14 protein-coding genes and 2 pseudogenes are annotated in these 17,173 nt (G+C 61.2%); 12 read left to right on the top strand and 4 right to left on the bottom strand.

Annotated features, from left to right (window positions below):
- Positions 1-100 precede the first annotated feature (100 nt).
- A complete protein-coding gene (locus RG540_RS13365; RefSeq protein ID WP_038588695.1) occupies positions 101-982 on the bottom strand; it encodes a helix-turn-helix domain-containing protein in 882 nt (293 codons plus the stop codon).
- Between the two features lie 213 nt (positions 983-1,195).
- On the opposite strand from RG540_RS13365, the gene RG540_RS13360 reads away from it, so the two are divergent.
- A complete protein-coding gene (locus RG540_RS13360) occupies positions 1,196-4,069 on the top strand; it encodes an ATP-binding protein (protein ID WP_038588693.1) in 2,874 nt (957 codons plus the stop codon).
- Between the two features lie 10 nt (positions 4,070-4,079).
- Here the strand turns inward: RG540_RS13360 and RG540_RS13355 are convergent, their stop codons facing one another.
- On the bottom strand, positions 4,080-5,537 hold the full coding sequence (locus RG540_RS13355) for an MFS transporter (protein ID WP_244446563.1): 1,458 nt from the start codon (positions 5,535-5,537) through the stop codon (positions 4,080-4,082).
- Positions 5,538-5,705: 168 nt separating this feature from the next.
- Here RG540_RS13355 and RG540_RS13350 point away from each other — a divergent pair, with 168 nt between their 5' ends.
- Positions 5,706-6,371, top strand: a complete 666-nt coding sequence (locus RG540_RS13350; RefSeq protein ID WP_038588687.1) for a Rossmann-fold NAD(P)-binding domain-containing protein — start codon at positions 5,706-5,708, stop codon at positions 6,369-6,371.
- 207 nt (positions 6,372-6,578) lie between these two features.
- On the opposite strand, the pseudogene RG540_RS31680 reads toward RG540_RS13350, so the two are convergent.
- Positions 6,579-6,773, bottom strand: a pseudogene (locus RG540_RS31680) (hypothetical protein); the annotation flags it as partial.
- Between RG540_RS31680 and RG540_RS13340 the strand changes: the two are divergent.
- Positions 6,761-7,132: pseudogene (locus tag RG540_RS13340) on the top strand (integrase core domain-containing protein); the annotation flags it as partial. The pseudogenes RG540_RS31680 and RG540_RS13340 sit on opposite strands and share 13 nt — an antisense overlap.
- A gap of 384 nt (positions 7,133-7,516) precedes the next feature.
- Here the strand turns inward: RG540_RS13340 and RG540_RS13335 are convergent.
- Positions 7,517-8,149 carry a TetR/AcrR family transcriptional regulator gene (locus RG540_RS13335; RefSeq protein ID WP_038588685.1) on the bottom strand — a complete coding sequence of 211 codons (633 nt, stop codon included), beginning with the start codon at positions 8,147-8,149 and terminating at the stop codon, positions 7,517-7,519.
- Between the two features lie 307 nt (positions 8,150-8,456).
- Here RG540_RS13335 and RG540_RS13330 point away from each other — a divergent pair, with 307 nt between their 5' ends.
- The 9 genes from RG540_RS13330 to RG540_RS13290 all read left to right on the top strand — a co-directional run bounded on the left by RG540_RS13330 (position 8,457) and on the right by RG540_RS13290 (position 17,159).
- Positions 8,457-9,542: an ABC transporter substrate-binding protein gene (locus tag RG540_RS13330; RefSeq protein ID WP_244446562.1), complete on the top strand. Its 1,086-nt coding sequence runs from the start codon at positions 8,457-8,459 to the stop codon at positions 9,540-9,542.
- A gap of 35 nt (positions 9,543-9,577) precedes the next feature.
- The gene (locus RG540_RS13325) at positions 9,578-10,585 is read left to right on the top strand and encodes an amidohydrolase family protein (protein ID WP_038588677.1); all 1,008 of its coding nucleotides are present in this window, start codon (positions 9,578-9,580) and stop codon (positions 10,583-10,585) included.
- A complete protein-coding gene (locus RG540_RS13320) occupies positions 10,578-12,116 on the top strand; it encodes an aldehyde dehydrogenase (protein ID WP_051909393.1) in 1,539 nt (512 codons plus the stop codon). The genes RG540_RS13325 and RG540_RS13320 overlap by 8 nt, the downstream gene beginning before the upstream one ends.
- A gap of 46 nt (positions 12,117-12,162) precedes the next feature.
- A complete protein-coding gene (locus tag RG540_RS13315) occupies positions 12,163-13,014 on the top strand; it encodes a branched-chain amino acid ABC transporter permease (protein ID WP_007755907.1) in 852 nt (283 codons plus the stop codon).
- Complete coding sequence (locus RG540_RS13310; RefSeq protein ID WP_038588672.1) at positions 13,011-13,985, top strand: branched-chain amino acid ABC transporter permease; 975 nt, start codon at positions 13,011-13,013, stop codon at positions 13,983-13,985. Before RG540_RS13315 ends, RG540_RS13310 begins: the two co-directional genes overlap by 4 nt.
- Entirely contained in the window at positions 13,985-14,722 is a 738-nt protein-coding gene (locus tag RG540_RS13305) for an ABC transporter ATP-binding protein (RefSeq protein ID WP_038588669.1), read from the top strand. Before RG540_RS13310 ends, RG540_RS13305 begins: the two co-directional genes overlap by 1 nt.
- A complete protein-coding gene (locus tag RG540_RS13300; RefSeq protein ID WP_038588666.1) occupies positions 14,712-15,434 on the top strand; it encodes an ABC transporter ATP-binding protein in 723 nt (240 codons plus the stop codon). Before RG540_RS13305 ends, RG540_RS13300 begins: the two co-directional genes overlap by 11 nt.
- A gap of 70 nt (positions 15,435-15,504) precedes the next feature.
- A complete protein-coding gene (locus tag RG540_RS13295) occupies positions 15,505-16,731 on the top strand; it encodes an FAD binding domain-containing protein (RefSeq protein ID WP_038588663.1) in 1,227 nt (408 codons plus the stop codon).
- Positions 16,732-16,751: 20 nt separating this feature from the next.
- Positions 16,752-17,159 (top strand): cupin domain-containing protein, encoded by a 408-nt coding sequence (locus RG540_RS13290; protein WP_007753627.1) that lies wholly within the window; start codon positions 16,752-16,754, stop codon positions 17,157-17,159.
- Positions 17,160-17,173: the final 14 nt, after the last annotated feature.

Genomic DNA, 17,173 nt, shown 5'->3' with positions numbered 1-17,173 from the left:
TCATTGCCTGTTTCTAGGGTGATCCGGGGAGGGCGGTATTTCGAAATATTGCCGATGTGGCAGCGGATATTGCTATTAAAACGCGACGCAGCGGCGCATTTCACGCAAAGGACTGTTCTCGGAACTGGCTTGGTGTCATCCCGGTCAGCTTTCGGAATGTCCGGCAAAAGTTGGCCTGCGATCCAAAGCCCGCGTCGAGAGCGATCCCCGCAATCGTGGACCTTCCGGACACGAGCATTTTCTGGGCTGCCTTGATGCGCCTTTCGATGACGTAGCGATGGGGCGGCATACCGGTCGCTTCATGAAACAGACGAGAAAAATGGAAGGCGCTGAGGCAGGCCTCCCCTGCGAGGTCATCCAGCGCGATGTCCTCTCCCAAACGCACCTCGATGAAGTCGAGCACGCGTTGCAGCTTTTTTGGATCGAGGGAGGACGCTCGCGATGGCGCCCGCCATCGGCCAACCGTGTAGTTTCTCATGAGGTGAGCCGCAAGCGTCGTGCGCAACCCGTCGGCATAGATTCGGTCGATCGGGGCGTCGCCACCACCAAGCAAACCATGCAACGCCGTTCCGATCCGCACCAGGGCCGGATCGACGAAACCTCCCGCATAGGCAAGCTGTGTGCCAGCAGGATCGATCCCATAGTCCGCAAGCGCACTGTCTTCCAGCAGCTTCGCGGGCAGGAAGACCAAAAGGCATTCGACCGATCCATCGAGTTCGAGCAAGGTCTCGTGGGTCCCAACCGGAACCAGCCAGCTTGTTCCCGGACGCGCGATGCCTTCCTGTGTCTGCCCGTCACCTTTGCGCCGGACCCTCGCTTGGCCGGATAGAATATAGGCAAGTTCGGTGCATTCCCGCCCCACGCAATTCTGTGCTCCGGGTCCGATACGCCTTTGTTCAACACGCAGGGCATCCCATTCGGCCACATTGCCAATCAAGGTGCTTGACTGATACTTTCGGTCACCGTGCGTCAGCAGAGACATTTGTCCATTCTCCGGCGTGCAATTCCGATATGCTCAACAAGCCGTATCGGGGCGGGTGTGGCGAGTTAATTTCGGTTAAATGACGTCAGCGCGGCTGGACACCAACGCGCGCCGATGTTTCAGGATGCGTGAGCTTTTTCCTTTGCTGAATGGCCCGCCACTTCGCGGTCAGGAGGCGTCACGGCCTGTTGGTCGAATGATGGGAGGCATTTGATGAACGAGCTCTCGCCGCCCCGGTCACGATCATTCGCCTTCGGACCGTTCGTGCTGCTCCCCGAACGGCAGTTGCTCATGCGGGGCGACGTACCCGTTCGCATCGGGGGACGGGCACTTGATATTCTGACAGTGCTTGTGGAACGTCCGGGAGCCGTCATCGGCAAGCAAGAATTGCTGGCTCGCGTCTGGCCGGACACATTTGTCGAGGACGGCAACCTCAAGGTCAACATGGCGGCCTTGAGGCGCGCACTGGATGAGTCGCCGGGCGCCGCACGGTATATCGCGACGGTTGTCGGCCGAGGCTACCGCTTCTCCGCACCGGTCCACCACTCCGGTTCAGTCCATCTCGCCTCCGATGTCGGCGTTCCGGCGGCCCTGAACCACAACCTGCCAACGGCGACCACCCGCATCGTGGGGCGACAAGATGCAATCGATGCTATCCTGCGGGAATTGCGGGAAGCACGCCTCGTCTCGATCGTGGGCGCGGGCGGAATTGGAAAGACGACGGTCGCCCTTGCCGTCGCCGAGCATTGGATCGGGACTTGCAAGGATGGTGTCTGGATGGTCGACCTGTCACCCCTCAAGGACCCGAGCCTCGTCCCCAATGCCATCGCAACTGCAATCGGCCTGACAGCCCATTCCTCCAACATGCTCGAGGCGTTGAGCGCATTCCTGCGTTCGCGCGAAATGCTGCTCGTCTTCGATAGTTGCGAGCATATCATCAATGGCATCGCATCTTGCGCCGACCGCATCCTGGCCGAGGCTCCAGCCGTCCGAATCCTCGCAACCAGCCGCGAATCTCTCCGTGTGAAGAGTGAGCGGGTTCGGCGGTTGCCGGGGCTCGGAACGCCGGCCAAGACGGCAGCACTCGATGCTGAGACCGCGTTGACATTTCCGGCGATCGAGCTGTTCGTTGATCGCGCAACTGACAGGCTCGAGTCGTTCAGCCTGAGCGATGCCGACGCACCGCTGGCGGCGGAACTGTGCCGCAAGCTCGATGGTCTTGCACTTGCAATCGAACTGGCGGCCACCCGCGTCGACGCGTTCGGCATTGGCGAATTGATCGAACAACTCGGCGACCGGTTTCGGCTCTTGCAAGGGCATCGGGGAGGAATTGAACGGCATCGTACGCTCACCGCGACAATCGACTGGAGCTATGACCTTCTTTCGGAAATCGAGCAAACGATGCTGCGCCGCCTGGCCGCGTTTGCCGGCATCTTCAGTCTGGACTCGGCCTGCGCCATCACCATTGACGATCGTATCGATCGCGTAAGGGCGGTGGAAAACATCGCCAGCCTGGTTGCGAAGTCGCTGCTGACGGCCGAGATGCACGATACGCAGGTCGAGTATCGAATGCTCGATATGACCCGTGCCTATGCGCTGGAGAAACTCGTCGCTAACAACGAACTTGAGAGCGCCAGGCAGCGACATGCAGAACATTGCCTTGAACTGGTCGAGCGCGCGACATCAGATGCGGAACGGCTGACGCGCGCAGAGTGGCTTGTGCGACATGGTCCGAAGACCAACGATATCCGCGAGGCGATGCGCTGGGCGTTCACGAGTGCTGACAACACGGCGCTGGGCGTTCGGCTGACGGTGACTGCCATTCCGTTCGGGAAGCAGGTTTCGCTGGTGGAAGAATGCCGGATGGCCGTCGAAAGGGCACTGGACGACAGCTTTCAGCCGCATCGAAGCATCCGTGACGACCTGGCCCTCAATCTCACGCTCGGCGCAACCTTGTTGCACACCCGCGGCCCTTTGCTTCAGGTGAAATCGTCCCTGACCAAGGCGCTGGCGATCGCGGCGCAATTGGGCGACACGGATATGCAATTGGCGTGCTTGCGCGGACTATCGGAATACGAATTGTGGACCGGTGACTCCCACTCCGCGATAGCCGTCGCCAGGAAGATCCGTGCGCTAGAGACCAACGGGCAGGATGCGCACCCAAGCGACGCCAATGCACAGGCCGGATCGGCATTGTCCTGGCTGGGTGCGCTCGCGGCGTCGCGGCAGCAACTCGAGAACATCGTCCAACGACCGATAAGCCACACGGCACAATTGGATGTTGCCCGCTTCGAATTCGATCAACGATTGACGGCGCAAGGCTCGCTGGCAACAGTGCTTTGGCTGCAGGGCTTTCCAGATCAGGCAATTGCGGTCGCGCGACGACAGCTAGAGGAGGCCGAAGCTTCCAATTACGCGGTCTCCCTCTGCTCCGCCCTGCTGCACGGCTCGTTGATCATCGCCATGTATATCCGCGACTACGAGGCAGCCTGGAGCTATCTCAACAGTGGACTGGAGCACGCCACCAAGCATGGGCTCTCGATCTGGCGGAACATGGGTATGTGTACGCGTGGCCGACTTTGCCTTTATACCGACCGTCCCGTTGACCTCGCCGCCTATCGCGTCCTGCTTGCCGAGGTCCGCGATGGCGGCTTCCGGATGCGCTATCCCAACTATCTCACCAACTACGCTGAGGCGGTTGCACGCCAGGGCGACCTACCCGGTGGGCTGGCTGCCATCAACGAGGCGATCGCCTTGTGCGAAAGCCGCGGACAGGTGGTCGGCATACCGGAGATTTTGCGTATCAAGGGCAACATGATCCGCTTCCACGAACCGGCCAACCCGGACAAGGCGGTGGAGTGCTATCAAAGATCGATCGAACTCGCTCGCCAAGGTGAGGCGCTGTCCTGGGAACTGCGCTCCGCAACAAGCCTCGTCAAGCTCATGCGGAGGCATGGAGGAGATAATGAAGCCGAGGATATGCTCGCCTCGGCTTATAACCGTTTTCAGGAGGGCTTTTCTACGGGCGATCTCCTGCGAGCACGGACACTGATCGCCACGCGGCCGGGCGCCCCGGGCGAGAGATAACCGCCTCTGGTTAGCCCTCCTGGCCCATTGCATTCGGCCGCGTTCTCAAGACCGTGAGGCCGACCCTGATCGGCGGCCAGATGACGACGAAGGCAAGGAGGGCCGCAACCAGGCTGACTGTGCCCATGGCCGGCTGAAGCGCTGCTTCACCGCCAAACCCGTGCAATGCCACCAGCGGCACCAGCGTCGGCCCAAGACCGATCCCGATCAGCCCGATGAAGGTCAGGGACAGCGCGATCGTCGTTGCCCTCATCTCGCTCGGAACGCTCTCCTGCATCACGACATGGCCGATGACGTATCCGCCGATCGACCCGAAGGCCCATACCCCCAATGCAAGCGCGGCCTGATGGCCCGTTTCCGCGAAAAAAACCATCGTGGCGCCCACGATGGTCATCAGGTAGCATCCCAGCAATAGGACCACTCGGGTGGGCACGCCCCAGCGCCGTGCAAACCAGTCGGACAGCGCGCCTCCCAGCACCGATGCGCTCGCCCCGCTGACCGACACGGCAAGGACGAGAAGGCCGCCGACCTCCATGGCACTCATGCCGTATACGCGCTGCAACAGCGTCGGCATCCAGGCGAACAGGCCGTGGTCGCCGATGGCCAGCACACCCTTCACCATGCATACGCGCAACACCGTTCCATTGTTCGCCATCAGCCGCCGAAAAACCTCGGAAAGCGGGAGGAGGCCGGACCTGTTTTGCCGGACCGGTTCCGGGATCGACAAAAGCAGCGGCAGCAACGCGAAGCCGGGAAGCGCAACGAGAATCATGACCTGCCGCCACGGTGCCAGATCTGACATCAGCGGTAGCGAGGCAAAGCGTCCGGCCTCGATCCCCCGCAGAAGCATTCCGCCGATCAGAAGTGCACCGCCGGCGCCGAAGGTCGCGCCAAGGGAGAAAACACCCAGCGCCGCTCCTCTCCGACGCGGCGAGAAGAAATCGATGATCAGCGAAGAAGCAGCCGGCACCAGGGCCGCTTCACCCATTCCCACCGCAAGCCGGGCGCCAAAGAAACTCCAGAAATCGCCGGCGAGTCCGCAGGCGACCGTCGCGATAGACCACAACAGCACGCCGGCGACAATCAGGTTGCGGCGACTGACGGCATCTGCCAGCCGCCCGCTGGGAAGACCGGCAAGGGCAAATATGATGGCGAAGCCCGCGCCCTGGAGCAAGCTGACTTCCACGTCCGTCAAACTGAGATCGGCCCTGATCGGATCGACGACGAGATTGATGATCAGCCGGTCGGTATAGGAAACCAAAAGAGCGATGCAGAGCACCGTCACCGCGTACCACCCCGTCATGGTGGAAGGCGGGAGTTCGGAGCGAATGCCGCTCGGGGACGTCGGTGAGTTTACCAAACCATTGGTCCTACCTACCAGGAACCGATACAACCTGCCTCGAGATTTGCATTCTTGCTTGCGGCAAGCAAGATCGCGATCGGCAATGGAACGACGCGCGGCCCGCAAACAGCAAGCCCGGTCAAAAAAACAGCAATACATGCAACGGGCGAACGCGATATCTTAGCCCGGCGGCCTTGGAGGTCAGAACCAAGGTAAACGATCTTGAGCGGCCGAGCCGGCGTTTTGCCACGGCATGGTCCCACCCTGCCTTTCTGAACGACGGAGGCCTCACCGATGTCCCGACACATTCTGCTTGCCGGCAGCACCGGGCTGATTGGCAGGGTCGTTCGCCTGCAACTCGTCGACCGGTCCGACATTGATCTTGTTAGCCTCGTTCGCGCCGGATCGGCCGCGTCGGGCCACCCCATCGATTTCGAACAGTTGTGTGGCGCGCCGGAGGCTACCTTGATGCCGATTGCGCCCGAGGGCATCGATGTCGCCATCTCCTGCCTTGGCACCACCATCCGCACGGCTGGATCGCAAACTGCCATGTTCCGCGTCGATCATGACTACGTGCTGGCTCTCGGCAAGGGTGCACGGGCGCTGGGCGCCCGCCAGTTTATCCTTGTGAGTTCCATCGGCGCGGGTGGGCCTGGCTTCTACCTTGAGACCAAGGGCGCCATTGAACAGGCGGTCACCGATCTTGGCTTCGAGCGGGTGGACCTTATCCGTCCGGGCTTTCTGGTCGGCCACCGCGACGACACGCGGATTTGGGAAGCGGTCGCGCAGCGCGCGCTCACCGCGCTCTCGCCCATCCTGCCCCGCCGCTTCTCCCGATATGGCGTCATACCCGCCATGCTCGTTTCCGACGCCATCGTCAAGCTTGTCGGAAGACGGGAGCCAGGCCGCTATGTGCACGAGAACGCCGATTTGCAGCGGCTTTCAGGACATGCCGATTGAAATGTTGCCGATCTGTTGTCCTTCTTCCGAAACACCAATAAGGAGTGGGAACGGAGATTGGACCCAGGCCCCTTGCGGCTCTTGGGCACGCGGAAGGACTGCTTTGAAGAGATAGAGCCGGTGGCTCAAATGGCCGAACTGGGGCGCGCGTGGCAGCCGTTCCCTAACGCGAATTTTGATATCCGCTTAGGGTCGAGTGTTGTGTGCTCAGCGCAGCAGCCCGTCAATGTCAAACTCCTCCCAGCCGCTTAGCGTTGACGTGGTATCGTCGAGGCCACGCTCTGCTTTCTTCGATCGCTTGTTGGCCTTCTTCGACCGCGTCAGCTTCGCCTGATACGCGGCCTTCCTTCGCTTCTCCGCTTTGGCCTCTGCGTCCTCCACCCGCCACTCTTCGACGGCTCCTTCATGATCGGCGTCCCGTTCACGGCGGTGGCCTCGTGCATCACTCCGACAGAGGCGTTCAATACGTGTCCATTCGCTATTCCGAACGATTGGCTGAGGCAGGCATCGAGCCGTCCGTCGGGAGTGTTGGCGACAGCTATGACAATGCTCTCGCCGAAACGATCAACGGTCTCTACAAAACAGAGGTCATCCATCGACAAGGGCCGTGGCGCAACGCCGAGGCGGTCGAATTCGCTACCCTGGAATGGGTCGATTGGTTCAACCACCGGCGAATTCTGGAGCCCATCGGAAACATTCCCCCAGCCGAAGCCGAGGAGCAGTATTACGCCATACTGGACGCACCAGCCATGGCCGCATAACTTAAACCAAATGGCCTCCGGCAAACCCGGTGCGGTTCACCCCTCACGTCCCCATCTGTCCTCTCAAGGGTTTCCCGCCCGATCGCCTGCAAGATCCCAGATTCTCTATCTCGGCCGGACTATCCAATGTCGCGCATGATATCACGTGGACCATACTCCTCATGTGTGACGCTCGGCAGGTTCCGTAGAGCGCTCTGCAGCAGTGCCGCTGCGGATTCATGCAGGCACGCGCCGTTCGTGCAGAACACGAGACGGTAGCGACAGATCACACCCCGGCGAAGCAGGTCATCATGACCGCCTACGCTCTGGGAAGGGGAACCGTTCGGGGATCGATCCTGGGAAGGGCGAGTGCTGCCCTGCTACGATGATCAGGTTCAACTAAACTTATCGCCCAGCAAGGGTTCCTGGCACACCGTCGAGGAAAATCCGCAGCTCCAGGTCGACAATGGAGTTTATGTTCTCGACTGGCATGTTGTAAATGAATTTTCGCACGCCCAGGTAGAAAATCGCTGCGTGTAGGCCCCAGACGGCCTCGATCTCCATCGTAGTGATCGGGACCTCGTCCGGGGGCTTCCGGGAATGCGCGAGCCTCAACTCATTGATGATCAGATCGAAGACTCGTTGACGCAGCAGGTCCAAATAACGGGTGTTAAAGTCCAGACCCTTCAAGCCCGAGAACATGAACAACCGGACCCATTCGTATGTGAGGATGACCTGCGAGTAATCCCGATAGAATTCAGTAAGCCGCCCCCCAAGCGGCTTGCTGCGGTCCTGGAGAAGCTCTTCCCAAAATGGGTTCCATCGTCTCAAGAAAACCTCCTGGTAGACGCGCTCGACCAGTGCGTCTTTTGTGGGGAAGTAGCGATAGAGCAGCGGTTGTGTGATCCCGAGACGCTTGGCGAGTTCGCGGGTCTGCCCTTCAAAACCGAACTCTGCAAAGAACTTGACGGCTTCTCGGACGATCTCCTGTTCGCGGAGATCCGGTGACAATCGCCTTCTGGCTTCTGGCGTTTTCATGTGCTCTCCCGCTTATTCATTTCCATTAATTTATCAACTGCATACGCTAAGCGCAAACTCAACCTGCGGCATCTACTGCAAAAAATCAAATGATGCACACTTGACCACACGAAAAATATCGATCAGTTTATCAATCGATAAATAACGGATCTGGGAGGATCAAATGCTTAATCGACGTCAGGTTTTGGCAGGTACAGCGGCTCTTGCTGGGTCTCAGCTCGCATTGCCCGCCCTCGCACAGAGTACGCCCATCCGTATCGGCATGCTCAGCGTGAAGTCGGGAGCGCTTGCGACAGGTGGGCGGCAAATGGAGGACGGCTTCCAGCTCTTTCTCAAGCAGCGCAACAATACGATTGCCGGCCGCGCCGTGGAATTCATCGTCGCCGACACCGGTGGTCAGCCTGCGCTTGCCAAAACCCGAGCCCAGGAACTGGTGCAGCGCTCGAACGTGCACATGGTCGTTGGCCCGGTCGCGGCCTTCGAGGCGCTCGCCATAAACGACTACCTTGCCGAAGCGCAGATACCATTCATCTGCTCGTCGGCTGCAGCCGAAGACCTTACTCAGCGCAAGCTCAATCCATGGTTCGTGCGGACGTCTTCGACATCCGCGCAACCCTGCCATCCGCTCGCAGACTATGCAGCCAAGGAACTCGGCTACAAGAAGATCATCACGATCGCCGACGATTTTGCCTTCGGTCAGGAGCAGACGGCCGGATTCCAGCGCGTGTTCGAGGCAAGCGGCGGCTCGATCACGAACAAGCTCTGGGCGCCTCTCAATGCTGCGGACTACGGGTCCTACATCTCGCAGATTTCCGGGGTTGACGCGGTCTTCGCGGCGTTCTCCGGTGCAAATGGTCTCCGCTTCCTCCGTCAGTATAACGAGTACGGACTGAAGGGCCAGATCCCGGTCATCTCAGCCATGACCACGGTTGATGAGGGCGTGCTCCACACGATGGGCGACGAAGCGCTCGGGATCATCTCCGCCGGCTGGTACTCCGCTGGCATTGACACACCACACAACAAGAGTTTCGTCGAGCAGCTTCGAAAGGTGACGGGTGTCGATCCGGGATTCTATTCCGTGGGAGCCTACTCGGCGGGGCTCGCCCTCGAGGCCGCCCTCAAGTCGATCGACGGCAAGGTGGAAAACAAGCAGGGCCTTATCGCGGCGCTGAAGAAGGCCGAGATCGCCAACGATCCCCGCGGTCCCTGGAAGTTCGACCAGTACGGCAACCCGATCGAGAACATCTATATCCGGAAGGTAGAGCGCAAGGACAATCGCCTCGTCAATACGGTGATCAAGACCTACGACCAAGTCTCCCAGTTCTGGACCTACCAGCCCGAGCGGTTTCTCGCGGAACCGGTCTACTCGCGGAACAATCCTACAAAGATCTGACTACCGACCACATCATCGAGAAGGAACAACGTCGCATGATTGTCGACGCGCATAATCACATCATTCCGGAAGGCATCGTGTCCATCTTCGAAGCAGATCCCGAGGCATTCGGAGTTCGCGTAGAAAGATTCGACGGCATCACGCGCCTTGTCCACCGGGAGGGATTTGCCTATCCGCTGTTTCCGGAATTCGCCGATCCTCAGATCAAGGTCAGCAAGCTCGACGAACGAGGATTCGATGCAGCGATCATTTCGCCATCGCCGACCCTCTTCTTCTATCGCGAGCCGGGCGAGAAGAACGCCGAGTTCGTCCGCTACTTGAACAACGAAGTGGCGGCGTTCGTCGCCACTGCCCCAAGCCGTCTGATCGGAATGGGCACGCTGCCGATGCAGTCGCCCGAGGCGTCGATCGCCGAGCTGGAATATCTCGTGTCCAAGCTCGGAATCCGGGCGGTGATGATCGGGACGCACATCGACGGGGTCCAGCTCGCAGCTCCGGAATATCGCCCGGTTCTGCAGAAGGCCGCCGATCTCGGCGTGTTCATCTTGACGCATCCCTATTATTTCGGGGCGAAGCCAGGGCTTGAGCCCTACTACCTCACGAACCTAATCGGCAATCCGCTCGATACGACCGTCATGGCCGCGCATCTCATCTTCGGGGGCGTGATGGAGGAGATCCCGCACCTCAGGATCTGCCTGTCCCATGGTGGCGGATTCGCCCCCTATCAGATCGGTCGGCTGGTCCATGGCCAGAATGTCCGGAAAGAGGCGCAGACCACGAAGATCTCGCCGAAGGATCTCCTCAAGCGCTTCTACTTCGACACCATCACGCACGACCCTGAAGCGCTACGCTTCCTCATATCGCTCGTCGGTGCCGATCACGTGCTTTTGGGAACAGACATCCCCTTCGACATGGCAGACCTCTCTCCCGTCGAGACCCTCAGGGCCGCCGGGATCGGGGCCGCAGAGTTCGAACTCATATCGGGCAGGAACGTGATCGACCTGGTCGGCACCGCCGCAGTGAAAGGACTTCTCAATGTCTGACAACACCATCCGTACCACAAGCAGTCGGACCGTCTCCGCTACGCCTCGTGGCCTCTTCATCGACGGCAAAACCGTTGCCGCCGGTCCTCGTGACCTCATGGAGATCCGCTCTCCGGGCACGGGCGATGTCGTCGAATCTGTCCTGCTCTGCTCGGCAGAGGATGTGGACGCTGCCGTGCAGAGCGCGGCACAGGCTTTCCGCTCTCCGGACTGGGCCGGGCTTTCCGTGCGGACCCGCGCTCGGTTTGTGAACAAGCTGGCGGATGTTATGGAGGCCCATCTCGAGGAACTGTATGAACTCGAGACCTTGAACAACGGGCGGCCGATCCGCGAGACCCGAGCCCAGCTTGCACGCGTTCCCGACCTCTTCCGCTACAATGCTGGTCTCGCGCTCGCCAAGCGTGACGATGTCATTCCGGTGGAGGGTGAGTATCTCACCTACACGAAGCGGCTGCCCGTCGGCGTCGTCGCCAACGTGACTCCTTTCAATCACCCTCTTCTTATTGCCTGCCGTAATCTCGCACCGACGTTCGCCTCGGGTTGCACGACCGTGGTCAAGCCGTCGGAATACACGCCCTTGACGACACTGCGGCTGGCGGAGCTCTTCTCCGAAGCTGGACTGCCACCCGGAGTCTTCAACGTGGTGACCGGAAACGGCGCCGTTACAGGGAGGGCGCTTTCAAGTCATCCGGGCATCCGCAAACTGGTTCTGACAGGTGGCACCGAAGCAGGACGGCTGGCAGGCGCGGCCGCAGCCTCCAACTTCGCTCGTCAGACGCTCGAACTCGGGGGCAAGACCCCGGTCGTTGTCTTCGACGACTTCGACGTGGATCAGGCGGTCAATTATGCTGCCTTCGGTGCCTTCGTCGGTGCCGGGCAGACCTGCGTCTGCGCCGCGCGTCACATCGTCCAGCGTACGGTCTACGACGAATTCGTCGAGAAGCTGGCGAAGAAGACAGCCGCCATCCGGATCGGCGACCCGTTCGACGTCGAGACCCAGATGGGGCCGGTCATTTCCGAGCGGCAGCGCCAGCGCGTGCTCGACTACGTAGCGATCGGCAAGAGCGAAGGCGCACGACTGGTCGCAGGCGGACGCATCCCGGAGAAGCTCTCGAACGGCGGGTACTTCGTCGAGCCGACCGTCTTTGCTGACGTCGATGCGGGCATGCGGATCGCCCAGGAGGAGGTATTCGGTCCCTTCACGGTCGTCATTCCTTTCGACGCCGAAGAGGACGCGGTCAGGATCGCGAACGACAGCCCATATGGCTTGGCTGCGGCGGTGCGCACGCGTGACGTAGCCCGTGCCCATCGCGTCGCTGACAGCATCGAGGCGGGCATCATCTGGATCAACGATCACCACCGCGTCGACGCCGCCTCGCCGTGGGGTGGGTTCAAGCTTTCCGGGATCGGACGCGAGTTCGGCAAAGAGGCTTTCGAAGCGTATTTCGATGTGAAGGCCGTCATGCTCAACGTCGGCGACCGTCCGTTCGACTGGTACGACATGGGCGCCGCAGACGTCCGGCTCAACTGAGCCGGACCACCCCCACGAACTCATTCGAGATGGAGGAGGCATTTCAATGTTTTGGATCACCGGGCTTTTCAACAGCCTCGCCTTCGCCGCGGTGCTGTTCCTGCTGGCGGCGGGCTTTTCGCTGATATTCGGCCTGATGAGGGTCGCCAACCTGACGCATGGCGCGTTCTTCATGCTGGGCGGCTATCTCGCCACCTCCGCGATCGGCGCCGGCTTCTGGATCGCCATCGTAGCCGCAGGAGCAGGTTGCGCGCTCCTCGGTGGGCTCGTCCAGCACCTTCTGGTGCAGAGGCTTGCCGGCCGCGAGCTGGCGCAGGTTCTCGGAACTCTTGGCCTCTCGTTCATCGTCGCCGATCAATGCCTTCTGATCTGGTCGGGAGATCCTATACCGCTGGCGGCCCCGGCATTCCTGCAGGGAGCGGCACGACTGGGGATGTTCGCCTTTCCGCTCTACCGCCTCTTCCTGATCGTGGTAGCAGCTCTCGTCGCCATTGCTCTATGGCTCGTCGTCGAGCGCACGACCCTCGGGGCCAAGATCCGCGCTGCAGTCGACGACAGGGAGATGGCCCGGGCGACGGGCATCCCCGTGTCGCGCCTGTTCACGGTCGTTTTCTGCCTCGGTTCGGCTCTTGCAGGCATCGGAGGAGCGCTCGCGGCTCCGGTCCTGTCGGTATACCCCGGCCTCGATACGGAAATGCTGCCGCTGGCGCTTCTCGTCGTCATCCTCGGGGGGATCGGCAGCCTTGCGGGCGCCCTGATCGGCAGCGTCCTGATCGGCATCATATACACGTTCGGACAAATTCTGCTGCCCGATCTCTCCTACGTCATCCTCTTCCTTCCGATGGTCATCGTGCTTGCGGTCCGTCCTGAAGGCCTGCTCGGGAGGCAAGCAGCATGAAGACCGTCGGAATCATCCTCGTCACGGCAATCGCCTGCATTCTGCCGTTCCTTCTTCCGGGAAACTTCTACCTCGGAATCGCGACCCAGATCCTGGTCTACGGCCTGTTCGCCGTGAGCGTGAACACTCTCGCCGGGTACGGCGGCATGGTGTCTCTCGGCCATGCCGGGTTCCTCGGCATCGCCGCCTACGCCTATGCGGTGACATCCGGCACCTACGGCTTCTCGCCATGGATCGCGGTTGGCGCGGCCCTTCTGATTGGCACGGCGGCTGCCGCCGTGTTCGGTCTGATCGCGCTCAGAACCAGTGGCCTCAGCTTCCTGATGATCACGCTGGCACTCGGGCAGATCGTTTGGGGCGTGGCTTTTCGCTACACCGACCTCACGAACGGCGACAACGGCATCAGCCTGGGACGCGCCAGCGTGATCTCAGCCGATCCTCTCACACTGTACTACGTTTGTCTGGCGGTGCTGGCCCTCGTCATGGTTCTCCTCGCAGCGTTCATCCGCTCACCGCTCGGCGCTGCGATTAAGGGCGTGCGCGACCAGCCGCGGCGGATGAGCACGCTCGGCTACAACACCTGGGCCATTCGTTACGTGGCGTACCTCGTTTCCGGCTTCGTGGCGACGGTCTCCGGCATTCTCTACGTCCAGATCTTCCAGTACATAAGCCCGCACGCGCTGTCACTGACCGTGTCCTCGGAAGCGGTTCTCATGGTCATCGCCGGAGGCATAGGTACCTTGTTCGGACCGCTGCTCGGAGCCGGCGTCGTCGTCCTGCTGAAGAACGTCGCCAGTGCCTACACTGACCGCTGGCCGACCCTGCTCGGATGCATATTCCTCTTCATCATCATCGCCATGCCCGAAGGGCTTCTTCCGGGAAGCAAACGGATCCTGGCCGGGATGATCGGCAGCTTCCGAAAGGGGGCCGCGCCCAGCGCCTCCCTGCAGCCAACTTCGAGGGCACGCTGATGTCGGCATTGGAACTCAACAACCTCAGCAAGAGCTTCGGCGGCCTGCATGTCATCAACGACGTCTCCTTCAAGGTCATGGAAGGCGAGAGGCGCCTCATCCTCGGGCCGAACGGCGCAGGAAAGACGACGCTGTTCAACCTGATTGCGGGGGATCTGGCTCCGAGTTTCGGAACAATATCGCTGGCAGGGGAGGATGTTTCGGCCCTGCCGACCAACAGGCGCGCGGCGCGCGGGATCGGCAGGACCTTCCAGATCCTGACGCTCTTTTCGGGCGAGACGGTCATCCGCAACGTCGTGCTTGCCAGTCTTGGGCGCACTTCCCGCCGCTGGAAGCCTTTCGGTTCGCTCGATGCAGATGAGGAGTTCCGCGCTTCGGCGATGGAGATCCTGCGGACGGTCATGCTCGACCATATCGCCGATAAGTGCGTCAGCGAGACTTCCTATGGCGAAAGACGGCGGCTCGAGATCGCGATGGCGCTGGCCCAGCAGCCACGGCTGCTGCTGCTCGACGAACCGCTTGCAGGTCTTTCCAAGGAGGAGCGAAAGGGCGTCGAAGGTCTGCTCAACGCGCTCCCTCGATCGCTGACCGTCATCATGATCGAACATGACATGGACGTCGCGCTCGGCTTTGCCGACCGCATCGCCCTTCTCCAGAACGGCAAACTCCTCGTTGACGGAAGTCGGGACGAGGTGATCGCCGACCCGCGGACAAAGGAGGCCTATCTTGCCGAATAACAACGCGCTGACCCTCAATGCCGTCAACAGCTTCTACGGCGACAGCCACATCCTGCAGGACGTTTCCTTCAATGTTACGGAAGGACGAGTCCTTGCTCTGCTTGGCCGGAACGGGGCGGGGAAGACGACCTGCATGAACACGATCGCGGGACTGATGAAGCCTCGCAGCGGCCACGTGTCTGTATTCGGCCGCAGCATCGAGGGCGCCACTCCAGAAGCGATCTGCCACTCGGGCATCGCATTGGTGCCCCAGGGTCGCCGCGTCTTCAAAAGCCTGAGCGTGACGGAGAACTTGGTTGTCGCGAAAAGGCGGCCGGCACCGTCCGGGCGCGTGGTGTGGGACGTTGAGGACATCTTCAAGGTCTTTCCAAGGCTGGAGGAGCGCCGATCTCATCCCGCCGGACGCCTGTCCGGAGGCGAGCAGCAGATGCTTGCGATCGGGCGGGCGCTGATGACCAATCCGCTGATCCTCCTGATGGACGAACCGACCGAAGGTCTTGCCCCTCAGATCGTCGCCGAGGTCGGGCGTATCATCGGTCAGCTCAGGGAGCTTGGTCTGTCGATCGTACTCGTGGAGCAGCATACCAATTTCGCCCTCCGGCTTGCCGACGACGTGGTCATCATCAGCACGGGCGAGATCGTCGCCCGCGGCACGGCGGCGGACCTCATCCAGGACAGCTCGCTTCTGAACAATCATCTCGGCGTTCATTGACTCGCCGACCGAACGTGGCCGCCACAGAGACACGTCGGCCACCGACCTCATCCTGAATGGAGGACCTGAAATGAAAGAGACTGGCCACGCATTGATCATCGGCGGTTCGATGGGCGGACTCTTCGCCGCCCGCCTGCTGCTTAGCAAGGGATGGACGGTGGACGTTTACGAGAGGATATCCTCAGAACTGGCTGGCCGTGGCGCAGGCATCGTCACTCATCCCGAGCTGTTCGACATCCTCGACGCATGCGGCATCGACAGCGAGAACGCCAAGGTCGGAGTGAGCGTCGAGGGCCGTCGTGTCTTCGACCGCAACGGCGAAATCATTGGCGAGAAGTCGCATCCGCAGATCCTGACCTCCTGGGGACGGCTCTATGCCATCCTGAAAGAAGGCCTGCCCGAGGGCTGTTATCATCACGGCTACAACCTGCAAAGCGTCGAGGTCGAAGCCGACGGCGTCGTGGCTCGTTTCGACAATGGCAGCGAGGCTAGGGGTGATCTCCTGGTGGCGGCGGACGGCATCTTCTCCGCTGTGCGTGCACAGTACATGCCGGACGTGATGCCAAACTATGTCGGCTATGTAGCCTGGCGCGGTCTGGTCGATGAGGCCGATCTGTCGGCCGACACCAGGAGCGCGCTGTGCGACCATTTTGCGTTCTCGCTCCCGACGGGAGAACAGATGCTCGGATACCCAGTAGCCGGCGCCGACGAGTCCATCGAACCCGGCCACCGCCGTTTCAATTTCGTCTGGTACCGCCCTGCGGCTCAGGAGGGCGGGCTGAAGGAGCTGCTCACCGACGTCGACGGCGTGACCCATGCGCTGTCCATCCCCCCGAACAGGATCCGACCGGCCGTGATCGACGACATGCGCAGTGCCGCCCAGGACCTCCTGTCGCCCCAGTTCGCGGAGGTCGTCGCGAAGACCGCACAGCCGTTCATCCAGGCAATCCAGGATCTCGAGACGCCACGAATGTCAATCGGCGGGCGGATCGCCCTGCTCGGGGATGCCGCCTTCGTCGCGAGGCCACATGTCGGGATGGGCGTCACGAAGGCGGCTGCGGACGCGTTCGCGCTTGCCGAGGCGGTCGAGGCCCAGCCCGACGTCGCATCGGCACTTGGGGAATTCGAGCGCCAGCGCCTGGCCTACGGACAGGCGGTCATCCGCAGGGCGCGGCACCTCGGAGCATACATGCAGGCACAGATCCTGACCGATGAAGAGCGGGCAATGGCGGAGCGACATCGCCACCCCGACGCGATCATGAGCGAGACCGCCGTGTCGACCGGCATCGCGGCCTGAACAAGAGAAAGGACGAAATCATGGGAATCCACGTAATCGACACCTGGCCGAAGGCCCCGGAAGGATTGAGCGAGGAACTGGCCGAGGAGTTTGCCCGCAACGCCGGGAACGGCAGGGTAGGGAGTGCGCTCGTCTCGGAGACTGACAGGGTTCGCGTCTGGTCACTGACCTTGAAGCCATCGGAGCGCATCGGCTTTCACACCCACGTGCTCGACTATTTCTGGACCGCTGTCACCGGGGGAAGGGCACGTTCGAATTACGGCGACGGCCGCGTCGCGGAAGTCTCGTACAAGCCCGGTGACACGCAGCATCATCACTATGGACTTGGAGAGTTCATGACGCATGATCTCGAGAATATTGGTGACACGGATCTGACGTTCACTACCGTGGAATTTAAGGACAGCGCGAACGCGCCATTGGTTATTTAAAGTTCTCGGAATGC

It is taken from the genome of Neorhizobium galegae bv. orientalis str. HAMBI 540 (assembly GCF_000731315.1).
In the GTDB taxonomy this organism is placed as follows: domain Bacteria; phylum Pseudomonadota; class Alphaproteobacteria; order Rhizobiales; family Rhizobiaceae; genus Neorhizobium; species Neorhizobium galegae.
Note: the sequence above shows the minus strand (reverse complement) of the source record. Positions and strands in the feature narration are given on the sequence as shown.

What these genes read in the sequence shown, in the direction of transcription:
- RG540_RS13365 (WP_038588695.1), bottom strand. Translation starts at nt 982, where the DNA reads ATGTCTCTGCTGACGCACGGTGACCGAAAGTATCAGTCAAGCACCTTG.
- RG540_RS13360 (WP_038588693.1), top strand. Translation starts at nt 1,196, where the DNA reads ATGAACGAGCTCTCGCCGCCCCGGTCACGATCATTCGCCTTCGGACCG.
- RG540_RS13350 (WP_038588687.1), top strand. Translation starts at nt 5,706, where the DNA reads ATGTCCCGACACATTCTGCTTGCCGGCAGCACCGGGCTGATTGGCAGG.
- RG540_RS13335 (WP_038588685.1), bottom strand. Translation starts at nt 8,149, where the DNA reads ATGAAAACGCCAGAAGCCAGAAGGCGATTGTCACCGGATCTCCGCGAA.
- RG540_RS13330 (WP_244446562.1), top strand. Translation starts at nt 8,457, where the DNA reads ATGGAGGACGGCTTCCAGCTCTTTCTCAAGCAGCGCAACAATACGATT.
- RG540_RS13325 (WP_038588677.1), top strand. Translation starts at nt 9,578, where the DNA reads ATGATTGTCGACGCGCATAATCACATCATTCCGGAAGGCATCGTGTCC.
- RG540_RS13320 (WP_051909393.1), top strand. Translation starts at nt 10,578, where the DNA reads ATGTCTGACAACACCATCCGTACCACAAGCAGTCGGACCGTCTCCGCT.
- RG540_RS13315 (WP_007755907.1), top strand. Translation starts at nt 12,163, where the DNA reads ATGTTTTGGATCACCGGGCTTTTCAACAGCCTCGCCTTCGCCGCGGTG.
- RG540_RS13310 (WP_038588672.1), top strand. Translation starts at nt 13,011, where the DNA reads ATGAAGACCGTCGGAATCATCCTCGTCACGGCAATCGCCTGCATTCTG.
- RG540_RS13305 (WP_038588669.1), top strand. Translation starts at nt 13,985, where the DNA reads ATGTCGGCATTGGAACTCAACAACCTCAGCAAGAGCTTCGGCGGCCTG.
- RG540_RS13295 (WP_038588663.1), top strand. Translation starts at nt 15,505, where the DNA reads ATGAAAGAGACTGGCCACGCATTGATCATCGGCGGTTCGATGGGCGGA.
- RG540_RS13290 (WP_007753627.1), top strand. Translation starts at nt 16,752, where the DNA reads ATGGGAATCCACGTAATCGACACCTGGCCGAAGGCCCCGGAAGGATTG.